Raw genomic sequence first — 21,039 nt, 5'->3', positions numbered from 1 at the left:
ACAAAGTAGTGATATTGAAGTCTATGGAAAAAGTGACAATAAAAATAATGTGCCTTGCACTAGTATTAGCAATTACAGGTTGCTCAGGTACAAACGAAAAAGATATACAAAAGGTACCAGATAAATCTGCCCAAGCATTATTTTCTGATGCTAGACAATCACTTGACAATGGATTGTATCAAAAGGCAATTCAAATATTATCGGCGATAGATTCACGATTTCCTTATGGTCCTATCTCTCATCAAGTTCAATTAGATTTAATTTACGCTTATTACAAGAGTGGAAATGCGGCGCAAGGACTAGCCTTAACAGATAGATTTTTAAGATTAAACCCTTCACATGCCAACATAGACTACGTTTATTACATGCGTGCTTTAATAAATGTGGCTACGCAAGAAAATTTATTTCAAAACTTAGCAGGCATCGATCGTTCAGACCGTGATCCAACAGCTGCTCGCGAGGCATTTAAAGATTTAAAAACACTATTAGAGAAATACCCTGAAAGTAAATATGCAGCGGACTCTCGTCAACGTATGATCGCGATAAAATCACGCTTAGCTAAATATGAGCTGTCTGTTGCACGCTATTACTTAAAGCGTGAAGCTTATGTTTCTGCAGCGAATAGAGGGAAATATATTGTAGAATACTTTTCTCCTAGCGCAGAAACAGAAGAAGCATTGGAAATTATGGTTTTCTGTTATGACAAATTAGGATTAACTGATCTACAGGTTAACGCTAAACAAGTATTAGCGGCTAACTATCCTAATAATCCGTTAGTGTCTAAATAGAGTTTTCAACAATACACAATTGTTTATTACGTAAAACATTAACTCTGAAAACAAAAATACCAGCATCTGCTGGTATTTTTTTATGTGTTATTTACGATAATTATCATTGATTAAATAGCTTCGTCGTCTTCTTCTCCAGTACGAATACGTATTACGCGCTCTACATCAGTGATGAAAATTTTACCATCACCGATTTTACCTGTTTGTGCTGTTTCCAAAATAGTATTAACGCATCGTTCAACATTTTCTTTTTTGACAACAATTTCAAGCTTTACTTTCGGTAAAAAGTCCACCATGTATTCGGCACCTCGATAAAGCTCGGTATGCCCTTTTTGACGTCCAAACCCTTTAACTTCGGATACGGTCATGCCCGTAACACCAATTTCACCGAGTGCTTCACGTACATCATCCATTTTAAAGGGTTTAATAATCGCTTCTATTTTTTTCATGTTCATAGCCTATAAGTTGATTTACGCATCGGAATATACTGATAACTATCATTATCTACATAATAGCAAGTATTTGTACAGCTATAGTGCAAAAGTTCTAATCGAAGTTAGACTTTGCTACACTGACCATATAGTGGCTCAAAACAGCTAAAACTTATAATCTACTTACTATCAGAAGGAAATTTTATGGACGCCCAGGCAATAATCAATGAGATGAAGGTATTACCTGAAATTAATCCTACGTTTGAAATTGAACGTCGAGTAGATTTTATCAAAAACAAACTGGTTCAATCTGGCTTGAATACACTTGTTTTGGGCATCAGTGGTGGTGTTGACTCTTCAACTTGTGGACGTTTAGCACAGCTCGCTATTGATGCTATAAACAATGAAAGCACAAAGCGCTATCAGTTTATAGCAGTCAGACTTCCGTTTAATATACAAGCCGATGAAGACGATGCACAATTAGCACTCGATTTTATAAAGCCTTCGCATAGTTTAACTACAAATATCCTAGCGGGTGCCGATGGTATTCACAACGAAACTATTAACGCCCTTAAAAGCGCAGAACTGTTAACCGCATCAGCTGCACAAATAGACTTTTCTAAAGGTAATGTTAAAGCACGATCTCGCATGGTAATGCAGTACCACATTGCAGGAATATTAGGCGGCTTAGTTTTAGGTACAGATCATTCTGCTGAAAATATTACCGGCTTTTTTACTAAATGGGGTGACGGTGCTTGTGATCTTGCTCCATTGTTTGGCTTGTCAAAACGACAAGTAAAGCAAATTGCCAGAACTTTAGGCGCTCCAAGCCAATTAACCGATAAAGCCCCTACGGCTGATTTAGAAGAGTTAGCTCCAAGCAAAACAGATGAAGATGCCTTAGGATTAAGTTACGACCAGTTAGATGATTTCTTAGAAGGTAAAAATACAGATAAATCAGTTGAAGAAAAAATTATTGCTATCTATTTGAAAACTCAACATAAGCGTTCACCAATTCCAACAATATATGAAAATTAGTTAATTTAGCTTGGAAAGTTTCGATATTATTGACTATACCTAGCACTGAAAAGTTTATTCAACTAAGGAATAGTTGTTATGTCAAAGTGCAAAGGATTCACTATTATCGAAACTATGGTTGGGCTTGCCATTATGATGAGCTTAATCTCTATTGGCGTTCCCAGCCTTAATAATTTCATTGTTTTTACCCGCGTTGATAATGAAATTTTTAGCCTACATCGGTTAATTTTAACGGCAAGAAACAGTGCTTTAACTAATAATACCAGCGTAACTTTGTGCCCATTAAGTAATAAAGGTAAATGTAAAAATTTATGGCATCAAGAACTGAGCGTATTTACAGACAGCAACAATAATAAAGTATTTGAACCAGAATTAAACGAACAAATTGTCGCTAATAAGTCCGCAATAAAAGTTGGTGACAAATTACAATATGGCAAAACTCGCATTGGCTTAACTTATGCTTCGACAGGACATTTAGCAGGTTGGGGGCAAAACGCTACATTTAGCTACTGCCCAGAGTTTCATAATGACAAAAATAGAGGCATTGTGGTAGCTAGCTCGGGTAGAGCTTATGTCAGTGCATCTAGCAAAACCAACAATACAAATATTAGGCGTACAGGCGTTAAAATAAAGTGCAATAATTAAGTAATTACCTACGCTTATTCAGAAATAAATAAGTTTATCTAGTTATTACTTGGTACCGACATTAACATATTACTTAACGTATTTGTTGAGTTAACAAAAATTGATATAAAAGCTTTTATGTTGAATAAGAGCTTAAAAACGTGTTAAAAAAACTTACTGAAAAAGTAAGATTATAAAATACATCACCCGATATTCTTACGTTTCCTCCAGACTACGTACAAAATTTGCTAGCTGAGTACCTACAACAATGTTATAAATAAAGTATCAACCTTAACTGTAGCTGTAGTTATGTCTAAGTTATACATTAAAAAATCTATAAAACCTAAGTTTATTAAAGGGTTTACAATAACAGAATTACTTATTGGTATTGCTATTATTGGCATATTAACCGCAGTTGCTGGTCCTAGTTTAAGCCAGTTTATCGTGCAATCAAGAGTCGATAACGAAGTAAGCGAACTGCATAGATTATTGTTGTCAGCTAGAAACAGCGCTATAAATAGTGGGAGAAATGTTACTATTTGTCCATTAAATGGCACTGTTTGTACAACAAATTGGCAAAACGAAATTAGTGTTTTTATTAATAACGACAATACGTTAGCAAACAATAGTAATTTTGTTAGTGCGAATGAAGAGTTAATAAAGGTTAAAGGAAAAATAGCCACTGGCGACACTCTGCAATTTAGCCAGAACATAATTATATTTGCGCCTACTGGCCGTTTAGTAACAGGTGGCAATAGCAACTTTAGCTACTGTCCTAAAGATAATGCAAATTTATCAAGAGGGGTAGAAGTATCGTTATCTGGGCGGGTTTATGCTACATCTGACACAAATAATGATGGCAAAGATAATAATAGAGATGGTACAGCAGTTTCATGTAGTTAATAACTAAGTGCCCAGTATAGTTACTGGGCATATTAATTAACAACAAGCTTGCGGAATTAAATTAATTATATAAATTAATCAAAGCGTTAAAAAATAGGCAGGCAATATTTCTCCATCCCCTACTCTAACGCGGTTGCTTTTCAAATAACTCATTCGCTTTTCTTGAGTTAAACTTTGATTCAAGCAAAACACATTCAAATGCTTTCTGAACCAGTTGCTTCTTTGCAGTATAAGGTGTCGGAACTTCTTTTCCTGCTATAGTATCAACTAATGTATTAATTTGGTGTTCTTTAACCGTAGCCAAATAAATTAATTTTTCGCCATCCTCAAGCTCTACATAGCACTTAGCATCAACACTATAATTCTTACCGGTGATATTCGCCGCAGTAACATCGAAACTAGCATTTATTAAAATGATTAAGGTTATTAAGTATATTTTCATATTACTGCTCCCAACAGGCACTTGCCGGTAGTTTTTTTCCTGTTTCATTAACAGATAAAGTCTGACAACTGCTATCATTAGTGCTTTGTGGCGCTAATGCTGTTGCCGTTAATACAAAGCCACCATTGGCTAAAGCAGCATCTATGCTGTAATAACCATTTTCAGTAATAAATGGGTCATTACTAAGCCCTAGCTTTGTCATATTCGAGGTATAAGCTCTTGTATCGACAAAAAACTGCTCTTGTAAATTAGCTATTCTCAATAACTCACGCTGAGCTTCTGTGCGGTTTGAGCGTGCAACGAAGTCAGTATAAGAAGGAAAGGCTACAGCTGCCAATATAGCAACTATAGCAACGGTTATTAACAACTCAACCAATGTAAAGCCATTAAACACTTTCATTTTTGGCATTACTGTTCCTCTTTAATGTACATATATGTTCTCATTGTTTGTAGGGTAAAAGGTGTATTTACCACTTTTCGTCCCACAATGATATTACCAACCGTTTCACCTGTACCATCTGGAACAACAATTAACGTAGGTGCTCCAAGAAACTGTTCACTAATAATAGTAGTTCTTGTCGCATCATCAGGAGGACCTTCTGAAGTCTCGTCGCCATCGCCGTCTCCATCTCCATCTCCGTCGCCATCCCCAGTATTATTCTTCCAATTATATACTGCAGTACCTAACGCTAAATCAACGCCATATAGTAAACCAGTACCATTAGGTTGTTCACAACGCACAATATTAGGGTCTAAATTAGGGGGAATGAATGTTGTAAAGAAAGCCACGCCATTAATAACAATTGCATCTGCTGTACTTTTTTCACCTGCGCCCTCAAGATCAATATACCAGCCAGACTTATTGCTCACCGCAAGCGATAATGTTTCTCGAGCCTGGGTTGTTAATGTTTGATCAAAAGGGTTATTTGTATAGTTATACAAATCGCTTTTTAAAAGAGCCGCAGGGGCTGCCGGTTCAGCTGAGCTATAAAATGATTTCGTCTTAATATTTTCATCTTTAATCATAAAGAAGGTATCATTTGTGTCTGAACCTAATGGGTTTGACCTATCTCCACTACCAATAAGTATTGCATCGTATGGTTTTTCTTGGTGACTCACGATAGTTTGAGTTTCACCATCTTCATCTGTAACGGTTGTTTCGATAGTTTCACTAATAAAAGTCCGCACAATAGACGGTTCATTGAAAAATCGTAAATCAGTATTATTTGTTGTTCCACCTAAGTTTGCTAATTTAAAAACTGTCCATGGATCTTCAGTGTCGCTGGGATTAGCGCTTGGCATATCTACACGCCAAATATTACCACCTGTATCTCCAGTATACAGGCGATCGGTTAACCCATCTCCATCACTATCTAAAATTCCTATACTAGAGGGAATACTATCAGTACCACTAAAAGCTGTGCTGCCATTTTCTGGTGCTAAGCTCCATAGTAATGTCCCTGATTGAGCATCTATCATATATATAGCACGACCTACTGAGTCAGTCACACCAGGTGTATCTGCATCTTTACTTTCATCATAACCACCGCCGAAAAATAGTACAGGTGCTGCAACAGCGGTTTCTCCGGAACCTGTTATATTTGCTTTAGAGTAACCTAACTTTGGCTGAGACCAAGATTGGCCTAAGTCATCAAACCCTGCTGACGATGCATCAATGTGCCAAAGCTTGTCTGGCGTACTCGGGTCACTAATGTCTAATGCGTAGTATGAAGTGCCACCACGTCGCAGACCAAAAAACACCCATACTTTATCAGTACCATTAATGATCCCATCACCATTTTTATCTTGTGTATATGATGTAATATTGCCATCTACACCATAAACTTTTTCAGCTGTAGAGTAGTTTTGACGTAACGGTTTAATCTTCTTAAAAAACTCTTTTGGCATAAAAGCCCAACTTTCATCAACTGTTCCACCATTATCTTCAAACATGTGAAGTACACCGGCATTAGTCCCTATCAGTATTCGAATACTGTCACCGTAATTTACAACGAGAGGTTTTGAGTGCAGAGGGTCGGCAAAAACATCGGGACGAATACTCGGCACAGTGCCATCTGACAGTTTTACATTATCGACATTTTGCCCTTTTGCCCAGTTTAAATAAGCATCAACATCATCAACATGTACATCCATTTCTGTAGCTAACGCAACATTACCACCAAACGATACTTCCGCTTGCGCTTTAGTTAAAAGCTCTAAGGAGCCGCTTGCACCAATATCACTGTAAATAACACGATTACTTTTATTACGTAACATTTCAGCCACGCCGCCTTCAGGTACTTTATCACCATCTTTAGCGTTATCTGGCGACCAAAAACTTGTTACACTTGAAGAGAAATGTCCATTACTCGAATCAAGCGCTAACTTGTCATGCTTACCCACTTGATTGCCATCAACCACCTTATATTTCTTAAGGTTTCCTTGCCAGCGAGGCCCATTTTCAGGTTGAAACATTGCATAATAAACAGAGTTTAAAGTTTCGGTTCTGTCAAAGTTGTTGGCAGCCACAGAAGCTGAAGTTAAGCTGTCATTACTAGGCTCTAAACTTTCTAAAGCATTTAACAATGCCGAGGTGAGCTGAGCACTATCGGTAGCTGGATAATAATCTCCACCACCTAACTCTGCTGTTCTTTTTAATAATGGTGCGGCATCAAGTGCACCTTCACTAAAGCCAATGGTATAGGTTGAAACTGTTTGTCTGCCAGGTAAAGAAGTGTTGAGATCATTTTCATTCATCCATTCAGCAAGGCCTGCTAGATAATTACCACCAAACTTACTGCCACTAAAATTAACTGTTTCGCCTTCATCAATAGTTGTTAATGCTTCAATTTTACTATCGGCACCATTATCATATGAAGGTACGCCATCGGTAATTAAGATAACAAACGCTTTGCTACTACAATTTGAAAAAGGGCTAATATATTTACCAGATGATTCAATTGAAGTATCTCTTGGGGGGACATTTTTTCTGTAAGTAAGAAATCCAAAGCGATTATATAGATTTACATCATCATTACCAAAATCGACACTTTTTCCCGCAAAATATTGTTGCGCTTCATAAAGTGATTCACATAAAGGTGTCCAAGTTCTGGCCGACACTTCGTTATTTACTATATCTAAAAATTCAGCTTCACTGGCACTTGTCATCGGTTGAATACCAAAAGCAACACGCCCACCGTTGGCATTATTTGCAGCATCGCCATAGTCATAATTAAAAACCTGTAGTCCGAAATCAATCGACGGAGCGGCTTTAACTACATTAGATATACTTTTTTTCGCAATTTCCATGCGAGTTGTCGATTTTTGCGCAATATTCTCGCCATGGTGCCAGCGTAAGTAATTATCAGAGTAAAGCGTAACAAACTGACCTGACCAATCCACATCAGAAGTTAATTTAATTGGGCTATGGTAAATAGGAAGAAGTTCAGTCCCAACATAATTGATTGGGTAACCATCAGGAAGGCTGTCAATATTTGAAGGATCAGACTTTAATACATCATCTTCACAATCAATAACGTTAATATTAGCGCCATTGTTATCTGGAATTTCACTCCAACTACCCGATGCGCCTTTAAAGCTATACTCTCTAATATGACCAGAATAAAAACCGTTTTCAGCTAAAATGTTTTTGGCCGTTTCACAACTATTAATCGACTTTAAAAAACGTCGAGTCTCACTGTTACTGTCAGGAACGGGTAAACCGGAAGTTCCATCAGCTCCACCTTTACTAAAGTAGATATAACGTTCGTTAAGTAAGTTATCACCACCTACAGCGGGGTAAGTTTTTGTAGGATCATAATCTTCTTTCACGGAAAGCGTTGTTCCCATACTGCCTGAATTATCAAAAATTATAAGCACCTGAGTTTTACTGCCAGCAAGCTTTACCGCATTACTTATGTATAATTCTATATCCTCACCAAATGAGATACATGAGACTAAAAGAAGTAGGCTTGTAGATAAAATCTTTTTCATTTTTTTAACTCCAATATTTAGCTAAACACCAAAAAGTTATCGTAAAAGTTGCTGAGCAACGCCTGTATTTACTTCAACTTCATTGCTGTTTTTTCGTCCATACGTACGGACCACTTGAACGCGTATAACATTACAAGTAAATACTTGAGCTGATGAAGCAGATCTGGAGTGGGGGCAATCTGGTTCTAACTCGAGTTCATTATTGGCAATATTTATATTTGCCGTGGTATCAGTACCGGTGTTTGTTATATTTAAACTGCCAGTAACATTTCTAAAATCATCGTCTTTAAAGCGAACGATGGGTAAAGCAAACTTATTATTTCCAACTGCAGCATTTACTTGTCGAAAAATCACTTCATCACTCGCACTTATTGCTTCTTGTGTAGCCACAACCTTTTCTTCACTTGCACCGGACATTTTCATATCAGTGGTTGAGTTTTGCATTAATGCAGCAGCAACAGCCGTTAGTGCAATCAAAAAAACAAGCGCTACAATGAGCACAACTCCGGTTTGATTACGTAAATTACGACGGATTATAAATCCATTACGCTTATAGTTATAAGCTACCATGAGTCGACCCCCGCATTATATAGAGTTACTGTAGAATTAAAGAGTAGACGACGGTAATTATCATTAAACGTAACGGCAACATCACCTAAATTATAAGTGTTGGTATTAGTATATTTACTATCTGGGAGAATACTACGAGACAATACATAAATTCGTACGGCTAAAATCCTATTATTATTCCCGTTATCCCATTGATTGAGTGTCATGTTCTCCGCAGAAACAAAGGCGTCAACAATTCCGTATCCTGCACTACCTGGTATGTCGGTATCTATGCCATACATAAAACGAATCCTTTCAATACCGTCAATAATAGGAGCAAATGTCATATTTGTCGTCAAGCGACCTTGCATTAAAACGGGTACGGTATTGTTTCCTTGCGCCTCATCTCTAATATAGTAAATATGATGTTGATATTCCCAAAGCTGGCTATTCGGTATAACTGGGATAGCGCCGCCAGTGAAAATTTCAGCTTCATTTAAATTTGAAATAATATAATAATTGTTGTTAGAACTAACGGTTAGAGGATTAGATACCGCGCGCTTTAGTTGTAAGATGTCAGAACCTGTTTTTGCATCATCAATACAGCCCATAACAGCGCTAGAAGATACTTCTTGGCCCCATATAGTTCTAAAGTGTCCAATAGGGTTAGGAAAAGTACCGTTATTTAAGCCCTCACCTACACACTCATTACCTGGCAGTCCAGGAACACCATTCAACATTGAATCATCTAATGTTCCGGTATAGTCTCCCCAAAAATTTTGCCTTAGTAAATCATCACTCAAAACAGACAATGCAAAACGACCATTCTCTTGCAATTCGCCATAAGTTGCAGTTTCTTGGGTTGTGGTCTTCATACCAACGAAAACACTTAAAACACCAGCAAAAAGCGCTAATCCAATAGCCAAAGAAATAAAAATCTCAATTAAGGTATAACCAAGTTGATTCTTCATATTAATTTATAAACGCCTCAACGATAACTTGCCGCCTTTTTTTACTCGCCGTGCCACAGCTATCTTTTACAGCATCAGCAATTTCGGTTCGCCCTTCCCAACTCACAACAACCGTAATGGCATTAGCGACTTGGCTTATACAGCCACGAACGCCAGTTAAACCCGCACGGTTATTACCGTCATTCACAACATCAGCCCCCATAAGCGAAACTTCCCACTCGTACCTATCATTAATCACCATTTCAGCTGGAGAACATAATCCAGCGATAGTACTACAGCGTTTATCGGGTGCAGAATCGAGCGCTTCACCGTAGTTAGTTGCGGCATACCCGCCCAGTGCGGTCGCATTATTACTGCGCATTCGCTCGACAATATCTTGCGCTAATGCAGAAGCAACCGATCGTTGCATTGCGTCAAAGCTACCTTTTTTGGCAGATGCTTGCATAGCCACAGCACCTAAAATCCCTGTAACTAAAATAAAAACGGCAACTAACACTTCAATAAATGTTAATCCTTTATTTAAAGAGGGCCTTTGTAATGAGGTAGAAATAGTTGGATTATTCAATATTTAATCTCCCTTCAAATATGAATAAATATAATCGAAATGATGTCATAACTGTTAAGCGCTGAACAAATCTTAAACAACTTGCTTTAGGCGCAAAAAAATATAAGTTAGCTTCAATAGCCTTCTCATTTAACAGTAACTTATATGTGTTAAAAATCACATTTGTGAACGGCATTAACCCATACCTTAATAAATATGGCGAGTAAGTTCCTTTAATTTCTGCCTTTTTACTCGACAACGTTAATTTGCGGTTACAAACGACTTTACGAAGTTAATATTTCACAAAATCAATACAGGCAATAACCACAAATAATATTCCCTTAGACTAGCGCAATTCTATCGGCACCGCAAATACCGTATTTTCTTCTTTGCCAGGATACTCAATAACCTCTTGTCCACCAAAGGATTTTAGCGCTTCTATAACCTGTTGAACTAATATTGCTGGTGCCGAAGCCCCTGCTGTTACTCCTATTTTTTTCACGCCTTCTAACCATGTAACATTAATATCGGCCGCGGTATCAATTAAATAAGACGTGGTACCAATTTTTTCAGCGAGCTCGCGTAAACGGTTAGAGTTTGAGCTATTTTTAGCGCCTACAACGAGGAGTAAATCAACTTGCTCCGCAATAGATCTTACGGCATCTTGACGATTTTGCGTCGCATAGCAAATATCATCTTTACGAGGACCTTGAATTAAAGGGAACTTTTCTCTTAGTGCATCAATAACATCACTTGTATCATCAACAGATAGCGTTGTTTGACTGCAATAATATAGTTTCTCAGGATTTTTTATTTCTAATGTTGCAACATCTTCAGTAGATTCAACCAAATAAATGCCACCTTCTGTGCTTTCGTATTGCCCCATGGTCCCTTCAACTTCAGGGTGCCCTGCATGGCCAATCAAAATACATTCAATATCTTTTCTACTGGTTCTTGATACTTCCATATGTACTTTAGTCACTAGCGGACAAGTGGCATCGAACACCTTTAAGCCACGATTTTTTGCTTCATTACGAACAGATTTAGACACGCCATGAGCACTAAAAATGACGGTACTATCGTCTGGTACTTCATTGAGTTCATCAACAAAAACGGCGCCGCGATCTTTTAAACCATTAACCACAAATTTGTTATGGACAACTTCATGACGAACATAAATTGGTGCTTCAAACAAATCTAAAGCTCGGTCAACGATACTAATCGCTCTATCAACCCCTGCACAAAATCCGCGCGGATTGGCTAAAATAATTTCCATAACATTCTCAATATTGCTTAACTTATTAAATTGTTTTACTCGCGTAAACTCGTTATTTATAGCACTTCGACTACGTCAATGACAAAAGTAACGTCTTGACCTGCTAAAGGGTGATTAAAGTCAATGGTCACTGAACTACCTGAAACGTCTTTTATCATACCGGGTAATTCTCCACCTGGTTGACTAAAAGTAATAATGTTACCTACTACCGCCGGCGCATCATCGCTAAATTTACTAATATCCATATAGTGAATATTTTCAGGTAATGGCTCGCCAAATGCGTCAGCTGCAGCCAAAACAAACTCTTTACTTTCACCAGCCGACATGCCGAGTAATTGTGCTTCAAATGCAGGAGAAATACTGGTATCGCCCATAATAATTTTTGCAGGTTTTTTATTTACTTTTGTACTGTCAGCCGCAGAGCCATCTGATAATTTCATGGTGATGTGGGCAATTATTTCTGAGGCGTTTGTTACTAAATTTGTCATCTAATGTTCTCTTTAAGCGTTAATATCTTGTTTGTTTTCGTTTGACTGACCATTTTTAAATGAATCAAAAATCATTAAAGCGGCACCAATAAAAATCATTGAGTCTGCAACATTAAATGCTGGGAAGTGATAGCCAAAGCCATAGAAATCTAAAAAGTCGATAACATAACCAAATAATACTCGATCAATAAGGTTACCTACCGCACCACTTAGCATGCAAGCAAATGCTACTGATAACAACACTTGCTGTTTTGGCGTTTTTGCAAGCCAAACAATAAAAACAATACTAGCAATAGCGGCTATTGCAGTGAAAAACCACCGTTGCCAGCCCCCTTGGTCAGCCAGAAAGCTAAAAGCTGCGCCTAGGTTATGCACGTAAGTTAAATTAAAAAAAGGCAATATATCAATAGATTGATATAAGTCCATATTACTAACTATTAATTGCTTAGTTACTTGATCAGCAATCAAAAAAATAGCAGTTAACCACCACCAACGTAGGCCTGTTTGGGTAAATAAATTTTTCATAACACAATAACTTCACTTTTATTATTCACGCTTGAAACGCAATACTTCCCGCTATTAAATACTAAAACGTGCAGACTTCTTTAAAGCACTGCACGTTTTAGTTTTAATTAGCATTAACTCGAAAAAATTTAAGCGAATTTACGTACTTCGCCTTCACCATCGACGTTACTAATACATCGTCCACATAGCTCTGGGTGTTGCTCATTTTGACCTATATCTTCAGTAACATGCCAACAACGATCACATTTAACACCTTCTGCTGATGCAACGCTTAACCACAAACCTTCAACTTCAGTGGCTAATGCACCTTCAGGAGCACTTTCAACAACATTAACAGTCGCTTTAGAAGTAATTAATACAAAACGTAGTTCTTCACCTAATTGTTGAAGCTTTTCGGCAAGTTCACTTGTTGCGTATAGTGTTACTGCAGCTTCAAGTGCTTTACCTACTTGTTTTTCTTTACGCGCGTTTTCTAATGCCTTGTTAACTTCTGTGCGCACTAATAATAGCTCGTTCCAGAAATCGTTATTTAACGCACTATTAGTCGAAGTTTTAGGTAAGCCGTCAAACCAAACACCAGTGAATACAAACTCATCGCGTGTTTCACCTGAAGCCGTTGGTAGTGCCTGCCAAATTTCTTGTGCAGTAAAAGATAAAATCGGTGCCATCCAACGTGTCATAGCTTCAGCAATTAAGTACATTGCCGTTTGACATGAACGACGAGCAACACTGTCTTCTTTTGCTGTATATTGTCTGTCTTTAATAATATCTAAATAAAAACCACCAAGCTCTGTCGTACAGAAGTTCATTAACTTATGCACTACTACATGGAATTCATATTCATCGTAAGCGGCAATAATGTCAGCTTGTAGTTGAGCAGCTTTATCAAGCACCCAACGATCAAGGGCAACCATATCTTCTAAAGCAATTGAATCTGTTTTAGGGTCAAAGCCATTTAAGTTAGATAATAAAAAGCGTGAGGTATTACGAATACGACGATAAGCATCAGCTTGGCGCTTAAATATTTCATCGCCAGCAGTGATTTCTTGTGTGTAATTTACCGATGCTGTCCATAAGCGTAAAATATCAGCACCTAAGGTATTAGTAATTTCTTTAGGGGTAATTACATTACCTAAAGATTTAGACATTTTATGACCTTTAGCGTCAACAACAAAGCCATGTGTTAACACTTGTTTGTAAGGCGCTTTACCATTCATGGCAACCGATGAGATCATTGAAGACATAAACCAACCACGATGTTGATCCGAGCCTTCTAGATACAAGTCAGCAATGCCATCGAATTCTTCACGGGCATTAATAACAGAATAATGTGTTGTGCCTGAGTCAAACCAAACATCTAGTGTATCTGGTACTTTCACGTATTCTTCTGCGTCAGCGCCTATAAGCTCTGATGCTTCTAAATCAAACCAGGCTTGAATGCCTTTCTCTTCAACACGCTTGGCAACGATTTCAATCAACTCAATACTGCGAGGATGCAAAGCACCGGTATCTTGATGAATAAACAATGCCATTGGCACACCCCAAGTACGTTGACGTGATATACACCAATCAGGACGACCTTCAACCATAGATTCAATACGACGTTGTCCCCAGTCAGGGATCCACTGTGTTTTTTCAATTTCGTTTAATGAATCTTGACGTAAACCTTTATTATCCATGCTGATAAACCACTGCGGTGTAGCACGGAAAATCAATGGCGTTTTATGGCGCCAGCAATGCGGGTAAGAATGTTCTAGGGCATGATGATGCACCAATGTGCCATGCTCTTTTAACGTTTCAACTACATTAGCATTAGCCTTAAAAACATGTTGTCCGGCAAATAAAGGCGTATCTTCTAAATAAACACCATTTGCGCCAACAGGATTAGCCACTTCTAAGTTATAAAGCTTACCAACAACAAAATCTTCTACACCGTGTCCAGGGGCTGTATGAACACAACCCGTACCTGAATCTGTCGTTACGTGTTCACCTAAAATAACCGGCACAGTAAAGTCATAAAATGGGTGCTTAAGTTCTACAAGCTCTAAATCGCTACCTTTACAAAAACCTAACGCGTGGTATTTGCTAATACCAAAACGGTCCATACACGAAGTTACCAAATCAGAAGCTAAAATAAAGCGCTCTTTGCCTTGTTCGGTTTCACATTGTACTAAGGTATATTCGACATCAGCATGCACTGATACGGCACGGTTAGCCGGTAGTGTCCAAGGTGTAGTTGTCCAAATAACAACAGAAACTAGACCTTCTCCTGCATGATCTTCAGGGTGATTAAATTTATCAGCAACGCTTTGATCTACAACAGTAAATTTTACATCTATAGCCGGTGACTGTTTATCTTTGTACTCTACTTCAGCCTCAGCTAAAGAAGAGCCACAATCTGTACACCAATGCACAGGTTTGAACCCTTGGTGTAAATGGCCATTTTCAGTGATTTTACCTAACGAACGAATAATATTAGCTTCGGTATCAAAATCCATTGTGCGATAAGGGTTATCCCAATCAGCAAAAACGCCTAAGCGTTTAAAGTCTTCACGCTGCGCGCTAACCTGCTTTGCAGCATATTCACGACATTTTTCACGAAAAACGCTAGCAGAAACTTTATGACCAGGTTTACCTACTTTTTTCTCTACCATTAATTCAATCGGTAAACCATGACAATCCCAACCCGGCACGTATGGCGCATTGAAATCTGATAACGTTTTAGACTTAACAATAATGTCTTTTAAAATTTTATTTACTGAGTGACCTATATGAATATCACCATTGGCATACGGAGGGCCGTCATGCAATATAAATGACTTTTTGCCTTTTTTTGCAGCACGAATTTGACCATATAAGTCTTTTTCAGCCCATTCTTTTAGCATGTTAGGTTCACGATTTGCCATGTTACCTTTCATTGCAAAAGATGTAGCGGGCAAATTTAGGGTTTGCTTGTAATCAGTCATTAAAATAAATATCCGTTGTCATAGTCTCACTGAAGCTTAATTCAGTGTGGTGTTATATTTTTTACTTAATATATCGCTAGTTATAAATTCTGCGTTAGCGATTATATCGTTAAGTTGTCGATAAATTTTGCACATAAGTGCGAGCTTGTTCTGTATCGATACCAATTTGCTCAATCAATGCAGGCAACGAACTAAACTTTTGTTCGCTTCGTAGTTTTTTCAACATAACCACTTCAATGATCGCACCGTACAAATTATTATCGAAATTAAATATATGTACTTCTAATTGCTGCCTAATACCAGCAACCGTTGGTCTTGAACCTATATTGGCAACACCAAAGTGTTCACCAAACTGGCTTTTAACTTGCACCACATAAACCCCTGAAACAGGAGAAACACGGCGTTTTAATTTTATGTTAGCGGTTGGAAAACCCATTTCTCGGCCACGTTTATCACCATGAAATACTTTACCAATAATAGAGTAAGGACGCCCTAACATAGCTTTAGCGCCACATAAGTCATCATTTTCTAACAACTGCCTTATAGCGGTACTACTGACTCTACAATCTGCTAATTTGTGACTTGCTGTATCTGAAACCGAAAAATTAAATTTTTCGCCTGCCACTTTAAGCATGGAAAAATCACCTTGACGATATTGCCCAAAATGGAAGTCATCGCCAACAATTAAATGTTTTATCGCTAAGCGTTTTACTAGCAGTTCTTCAATAAATGTTTCGGCAGTTAGACTAGCAAATTTCTTATTAAAATTGATACAAATTAATCTATCTATACCCAAGTTTTTTAATAAGGCATATTTATCACGTAATCGGCATAATCTTGCAGGTGCAGTTTCAGGAGAAAATAGCTCTTGTGGCTGTGGTTCAAAAACCAGTACTGCGGCTTCACAATTTAACTCTTTGGCCTTGGCAACTAGCGCTAGAATAACTTGCTGATGGCCTAAATGTACGCCGTCAAAATTTCCGATCGTTAACACGCAACCTTGACGATCTATATCGTCATTAATTTGCATATTATGAATGCCACGTGTTAATTGCATGAAATTATAAAACCTTACTGCCAAGTGCACTTAGCTACTTACGAAACCATTAAAGAATAAAAACCGCTGAATTATATATTAGTCAGCCATAAGAATCAGCCCTTAGGGGCACTTATTTTAAGTTAAACAGCAAGCTAATTAGTTGTTTTTTTGTGCCACTTTAATATCTGAAAGTCGAACACCTAATAAAATTAAACAAATGACATAACTTACTACCCCGCATGTAATACAAATTAATAGTTGTGTTACTTGCATAATAAAGTCGTATGCAAGCCAAGTATTAAAATTTGGTGACAAATAATTCACAATCAAGGCCATTACAACAGCCGCAATGATAAGGCGAGCAAAAAACCACCAAGTTTTAGCTGATAATTGAAAAACATTGGCTGACTTTAAACCATGGTAAAGCATCATGGCATTAAGCGTTGCAGATAGCGTTGTTGCTATCGCTAAACCAACATAGCCAAAAAACGGCGCTAGCATTAAGTTAAAAGCCATGTTTGCCACCATAGCTTTAATCGCAATTTTCACTGGTGTTTTGGTATCTTGGCGCGCATAAAAACCAGGTGCTAATACTTTAATAAACATAAAACTTAATAAGCCAGAGAGATAAGCAAATAAAGCGTACGACACCTGTAAAACTTCAAACTGTGTAAACTCACCGCGCATAAACAGCACCATAATAATCGGCTGTGCTAATACCATTAACCCCGCTAAAGCTGGCCAACCAAATAGCGATACAATTCTAAGCCCCCAATCTACCGTGTCGTTAAACTCTTGCGTGTCTTTTTTTGTATGCAGCCTAGCTAAACTAGGTAGTATTACTGTTGCTATCCCTATACCAAATAAACCTAATGGAAATTCTAATAGACGATCGGCGTAATACAGCCAACTTATAGAGCCTGTGATTAACATACTAGCGATAATGGTATCGAGCAGAAGGTTTATTTGCGTAACCGATACGCCAAAAAGTGCAGGAATAATTAACTTGCGGATTTTAGTAACACCAGGAGCATTCCAAGACCAAGTAGGTTTAACTAAGGCCCCTGCACGGTAAAGAAAAGGTAATTGAAAAGCGAATTGAATAAAACCACCTAAGAATACTCCCCAAGCCAACGCGAAGGCTGGATCTTCCATACTAGGTGAAAGGTAGATTGCGCACGCTATAATACCAACGTTTAATAATACCGGTGTAAAAGCAGAAACAGCAAAGCGGCCATAAGTGTTTAATATGGCACCTGAAAGAGCGGTAAAGCTAACAAACCATAAATACGGAAAAGTAATTTTTAATAAAGTACTGGCTAAGTCAAACTTATCACTTGCGGGTCCGTCATTCAGCCAATCTAAAAACCAACCAAAGCCAAATAAAGCCACAATTAATGGTGATGCGATCATGCCAAATAAAGTGACTAAAGTGATAATAACACCTAACGTTCCTGACACTTGAGCAATTAGCTTTCGTGTTTCGTTAGTTGTGTGCTCTTCATCTAGCGTGTGATATTCGCTTAATACGGGCACAAAAGCTTGAGCAAAGGCACCCTCAGCGAAGAGTCTACGAAAAAAGTTTGGTATTTTATTTGCAAAAAAGAAAACATCAGCCGATGCTGACGCGCCCATAATATTAGCTATAACAATATCTCTTACTAAGCCAAGAACTCGCGAAATTAATGTCATTGTACTGACAATTAGTCCCGACTTAATTAATTTTTTACTCAAACAGATAACCCCAATATTATTTTTTAAACTTTTTCTTTGCGCTGTTTTTGCAAAAAAATAACGAATTTATCAGCCAGTATAAATATTGTTTAAACAATAAAACCGTAAAATGTCGTATTAATGGCTAATATGCCTCTATTATGCGACTTTTATAAACTGATAGACAATACTTTAATATCTGAATAAATTAGCTCAGCTATTATTATAACCTCCCAGTAGCTATGGCTTAGCTGTCATTTCTTCGCTAAAAAACAGTTTAAAATAAAAAATATATAAAAAAATGTTTAAATCAAAGTACAACAACTCTTCCAACTTTTGACTAAAAACTTTAGAATGCGCCATTGGTTTTATTTATACAAACGGGTAATTATCCGAACGGTCAAATTAAAGCAGTAAATTATTTGACAAACCAGTTAAAAACAGGCATATTTCGTCGCCTTAAATTTAGGCAATATTTATTCAATTTTAGGAGTTCACCTTGGCTAACTCAAAGTCTGCTAAGAAGCGCGCATTACAATCTGAAAAGCGCCGTCAACACAATGCAAGCCGTCGCTCAATGATGCGTACTTTACTTAAAAAAGTAATTTCTGCTATCGAAGCCGGTGACAAAGAAAAAGCATCTACAGAATTTGCTGCTGCTGCACCGATTTTAGATCGTTATGCAAGCAAAGGTCTTATTCATAAAAATAAAGCCGCTCGTAGCAAGAGCCGTTTAAACGCTGCTATTAAAGCGCTTTAATTTTTTGTACAGAATTAAAAAACCGGCTTATGCCGGTTTTTTTATATCTGAAAATCCTCAAACATAATATTTTATTTCCCGTGAAACTTGCGCTTATCAAAGATTTTGTTAATCTCTAGCCGGTATTTATAAAGAGAATCCTACATGAAACTTTCAAAAATAGCTTCAATGCTACTCATCGCTGGTGCAATAACCGCTTGTGGTGGCAGCAACACAGAAACAACAACGTCGACAACGGTTGATCTATTACCTCAATATCAAGATCGCTTAGATATATATAAAACCGTTACCTTAACAGCCGACCTATCGCATTTATCAAGTAATCAGAAAAAAATGCTGTCGTTACTCATTGAAGCTTCCGACATTATTGATGGCTTATTTTGGCAACAAGCTTTCGGACAAGACAAAGAGAGTTTTTTAGCCTCAATAAGTGATGAAAAAGTGAGAGAGTTTGCGCGTATTAATTATGGTCCTTGGGATCGACTCAATGGCGACCAAGCTTTCTTAACTAACACACCTGCTAAAAGCCCGGGTGCAGAATTTTATCCTAGTGATATGACCAAGGCTGAATTTGAGAAAGCCACCTTTGAAGATAAAAACGGTTTATATTCTTTAGTATTAAGAAATACCAATGGCGAACTCAGTAGCATTGCTTTTTCAGAAGCTTACAGTGATGAAATTAATCGCATTGCTGTTATTTTAGAGAAAGCCGCAACTTTTGCTGATAACAAAGAGTTTGCTAACTATCTAAACATGCGCGCAAAAGCGATTCGAAATGACGATTTTCAAGCGTCAGACTTTGCATGGATGGATATGAAAACTAACCCTATTGATATAGTAATAGGTCCAATTGAAACTTATGAAGATCAGCTTTTTGGTTATCGTGCAGCGTTTGAATCTTATGTACTGATCAAAGATATGTCATGGAGTGAAAAACTGGCAAAATACGCTGAGTTCTTGCCTGAATTACAACGAGATTTACCTGTAAGCAAAAAGTATAAGGCTGAAGTACCGGGTTCAGATGCAGATTTAAACGCTTATGACGTTATTTATTATGCGGGTCACTCAAATGCGGGTGGTAAAACCATCGCCATTAATTTGCCAAATGATGAACAAGTTCAGTTAGAAAAAGGCACGCGTCGTTTGCAATTAAAAAATGCTATGCGAGCAAAGTTTGACGCGATTATGGCGCCGATAGCCGAAACCTTGATTGTACCAGAGCAACGTAAAAATGTTACTTTCACGGCATTTTTTGCTAACACTATGTTTCATGAAGTAGCTCATGGTTTAGGGATTAAAAATACCATTAATGATAAAGGCACGGTTCGTCAGTCTTTAAAAGAACATGCTTCAGCTTTAGAAGAAGGTAAAGCCGATATCTTAGGCCTTTACATGATACGTCAACTACTCGCTAAAAATGTCATCACAGAAGGCACTTTAGATGATTACTACACCACGTTTTTAGCCGGTATATTTCGCTCAGTAAGATTTGGCGCAAGTTCTGCTCATGGTAAAGCCAATATGGTGCGATTTAACTACTTTGCTGAACATGAAGCATTTACACGTAATGAACAAGGTTTATATCGTATAAATGTAGAAAAAATGAGTGCTGCAATTGATTCATTATCTGAATTAATTTTAATGCTGCAAGGCAACGGCGATTATGAAGGTGTTGATAAATTAGTTGCGAAGAGTGGCATAATCAATGCCGATTTAGCAACAGACTTAGCCAGTTTAGAAGCAGCAAAAATCCCTGTTGATATAACCTTTAAACAAGGTAAAAAAGTACTCGGTTTAAAATAAAATTGAAATAGGTATGAAATAAAAATCATATGGTTTTATAAAAGCTGAACTTAAGTTCAGCTTTTTTTTATCTAATTTCATGCGACTTGAATAAATAATTATTTTATATCATAGTGATCCGATGTGTTATAACAATTGAAACAATAACTTCGCAAACTAATAGCCTCAATATCGAGTAAAAGCAAA

General features: G+C 37.5%; 19 protein-coding genes. 6 read left to right on the top strand and 13 right to left on the bottom strand.

What is annotated here, in order from left to right:
• The first annotated feature begins 23 nt into the window (after window positions 1-23).
• Window positions 24-788 (top strand): outer membrane protein assembly factor BamD, encoded by a 765-nt coding sequence (locus B6A32_RS15060; RefSeq protein ID WP_085305536.1) that lies wholly within the window; start codon window positions 24-26, stop codon window positions 786-788.
• A gap of 110 nt (window positions 789-898) precedes the next feature.
• On the opposite strand, the gene glnB is transcribed toward B6A32_RS15060, so the two are convergent.
• Complete coding sequence (gene glnB, locus B6A32_RS15055) at window positions 899-1,237, bottom strand: nitrogen regulatory protein P-II (RefSeq protein WP_085305535.1); 339 nt, start codon at window positions 1,235-1,237, stop codon at window positions 899-901.
• 186 nt (window positions 1,238-1,423) lie between these two features.
• Here glnB and nadE point away from each other — a divergent pair, with 186 nt between their 5' ends.
• The 3 genes from nadE (at window position 1,424) to B6A32_RS15040 (ending at window position 3,784) form a co-directional block, all read left to right on the top strand.
• Window positions 1,424-2,257 (top strand): ammonia-dependent NAD(+) synthetase, encoded by an 834-nt coding sequence (gene nadE, locus B6A32_RS15050; RefSeq protein ID WP_085305534.1) that lies wholly within the window; start codon window positions 1,424-1,426, stop codon window positions 2,255-2,257.
• A gap of 78 nt (window positions 2,258-2,335) precedes the next feature.
• Window positions 2,336-2,902, top strand: coding sequence for a GspH/FimT family pseudopilin (locus tag B6A32_RS15045; RefSeq protein WP_085305533.1), 567 nt, complete (start codon window positions 2,336-2,338; stop codon window positions 2,900-2,902).
• Between the two features lie 288 nt (window positions 2,903-3,190).
• A complete protein-coding gene (locus B6A32_RS15040; protein ID WP_085305532.1) occupies window positions 3,191-3,784 on the top strand; it encodes a GspH/FimT family protein in 594 nt (197 codons plus the stop codon).
• Window positions 3,785-3,908: 124 nt separating this feature from the next.
• Here the strand turns inward: B6A32_RS15040 and B6A32_RS15035 are convergent, their stop codons facing one another.
• The 12 genes from B6A32_RS15035 to murJ all read right to left on the bottom strand — a co-directional run bounded on the left by B6A32_RS15035 (window position 3,909) and on the right by murJ (window position 18,311).
• Complete coding sequence (locus B6A32_RS15035; protein WP_085305531.1) at window positions 3,909-4,226, bottom strand: TapY2 family type IVa secretion system protein; 318 nt, start codon at window positions 4,224-4,226, stop codon at window positions 3,909-3,911.
• 1 nt (window position 4,227) lies between these two features.
• Complete coding sequence (locus B6A32_RS15030) at window positions 4,228-4,635, bottom strand: type IV pilin protein (protein WP_332888772.1); 408 nt, start codon at window positions 4,633-4,635, stop codon at window positions 4,228-4,230.
• Window positions 4,635-8,219, bottom strand: a complete 3,585-nt coding sequence (locus tag B6A32_RS15025; protein WP_085305529.1) for a pilus assembly protein — start codon at window positions 8,217-8,219, stop codon at window positions 4,635-4,637. Before B6A32_RS15025 ends, B6A32_RS15030 begins: the two co-directional genes overlap by 1 nt.
• A 36-nt stretch (window positions 8,220-8,255) precedes the next feature.
• Complete coding sequence (locus tag B6A32_RS15020; protein ID WP_085305527.1) at window positions 8,256-8,789, bottom strand: pilus assembly PilX family protein; 534 nt, start codon at window positions 8,787-8,789, stop codon at window positions 8,256-8,258.
• Window positions 8,783-9,739 (bottom strand): PilW family protein, encoded by a 957-nt coding sequence (locus tag B6A32_RS15015; protein WP_085305524.1) that lies wholly within the window; start codon window positions 9,737-9,739, stop codon window positions 8,783-8,785. Before B6A32_RS15015 ends, B6A32_RS15020 begins: the two co-directional genes overlap by 7 nt.
• 1 nt (window position 9,740) lies before the next feature.
• Entirely contained in the window at window positions 9,741-10,304 is a 564-nt protein-coding gene (gene pilV / locus B6A32_RS15010; protein ID WP_158088498.1) for a type IV pilus modification protein PilV, read from the bottom strand.
• 325 nt (window positions 10,305-10,629) lie between these two features.
• Window positions 10,630-11,559, bottom strand: coding sequence for a 4-hydroxy-3-methylbut-2-enyl diphosphate reductase (gene ispH, locus B6A32_RS15000; RefSeq protein ID WP_085305518.1), 930 nt, complete (start codon window positions 11,557-11,559; stop codon window positions 10,630-10,632).
• Window positions 11,560-11,615: 56 nt separating this feature from the next.
• Entirely contained in the window at window positions 11,616-12,047 is a 432-nt protein-coding gene (gene fkpB, locus B6A32_RS14995) for an FKBP-type peptidyl-prolyl cis-trans isomerase (protein WP_085305516.1), read from the bottom strand.
• Window positions 12,048-12,059: 12 nt separating this feature from the next.
• A complete protein-coding gene (gene lspA, locus B6A32_RS14990) occupies window positions 12,060-12,572 on the bottom strand; it encodes a signal peptidase II (protein ID WP_085305514.1) in 513 nt (170 codons plus the stop codon).
• Between the two features lie 128 nt (window positions 12,573-12,700).
• Window positions 12,701-15,538, bottom strand: coding sequence for an isoleucine--tRNA ligase (ileS, locus tag B6A32_RS14985; RefSeq protein WP_085305512.1), 2,838 nt, complete (start codon window positions 15,536-15,538; stop codon window positions 12,701-12,703).
• Between the two features lie 109 nt (window positions 15,539-15,647).
• On the bottom strand, window positions 15,648-16,595 hold the full coding sequence (ribF, locus tag B6A32_RS14980; protein ID WP_085305509.1) for a bifunctional riboflavin kinase/FAD synthetase: 948 nt from the start codon (window positions 16,593-16,595) through the stop codon (window positions 15,648-15,650).
• A 138-nt stretch (window positions 16,596-16,733) separates the two neighbouring features.
• Entirely contained in the window at window positions 16,734-18,311 is a 1,578-nt protein-coding gene (murJ, locus tag B6A32_RS14975) for a murein biosynthesis integral membrane protein MurJ (RefSeq protein WP_085305507.1), read from the bottom strand.
• Window positions 18,312-18,789: 478 nt separating this feature from the next.
• Between murJ and rpsT the strand changes: the two genes are divergently transcribed.
• Together rpsT and B6A32_RS14965 are read left to right on the top strand one after the other, a co-directional pair.
• Complete coding sequence (gene rpsT, locus B6A32_RS14970; protein WP_077287120.1) at window positions 18,790-19,050, top strand: 30S ribosomal protein S20; 261 nt, start codon at window positions 18,790-18,792, stop codon at window positions 19,048-19,050.
• Between the two features lie 144 nt (window positions 19,051-19,194).
• Window positions 19,195-20,853: a dipeptidyl-peptidase 3 family protein gene (locus B6A32_RS14965; RefSeq protein ID WP_085305505.1), complete on the top strand. Its 1,659-nt coding sequence runs from the start codon at window positions 19,195-19,197 to the stop codon at window positions 20,851-20,853.
• The last annotated feature ends 186 nt before the right edge of the window (window positions 20,854-21,039 follow it).

The organism is Colwellia polaris, from assembly GCF_002104515.1.
In the GTDB taxonomy this organism is placed as follows: domain Bacteria; phylum Pseudomonadota; class Gammaproteobacteria; order Enterobacterales; family Alteromonadaceae; genus Cognaticolwellia; species Cognaticolwellia polaris.
The sequence above is the reverse complement of the archived record's forward strand: the minus strand, read 5'-3'. Positions and strand labels throughout refer to the sequence as shown.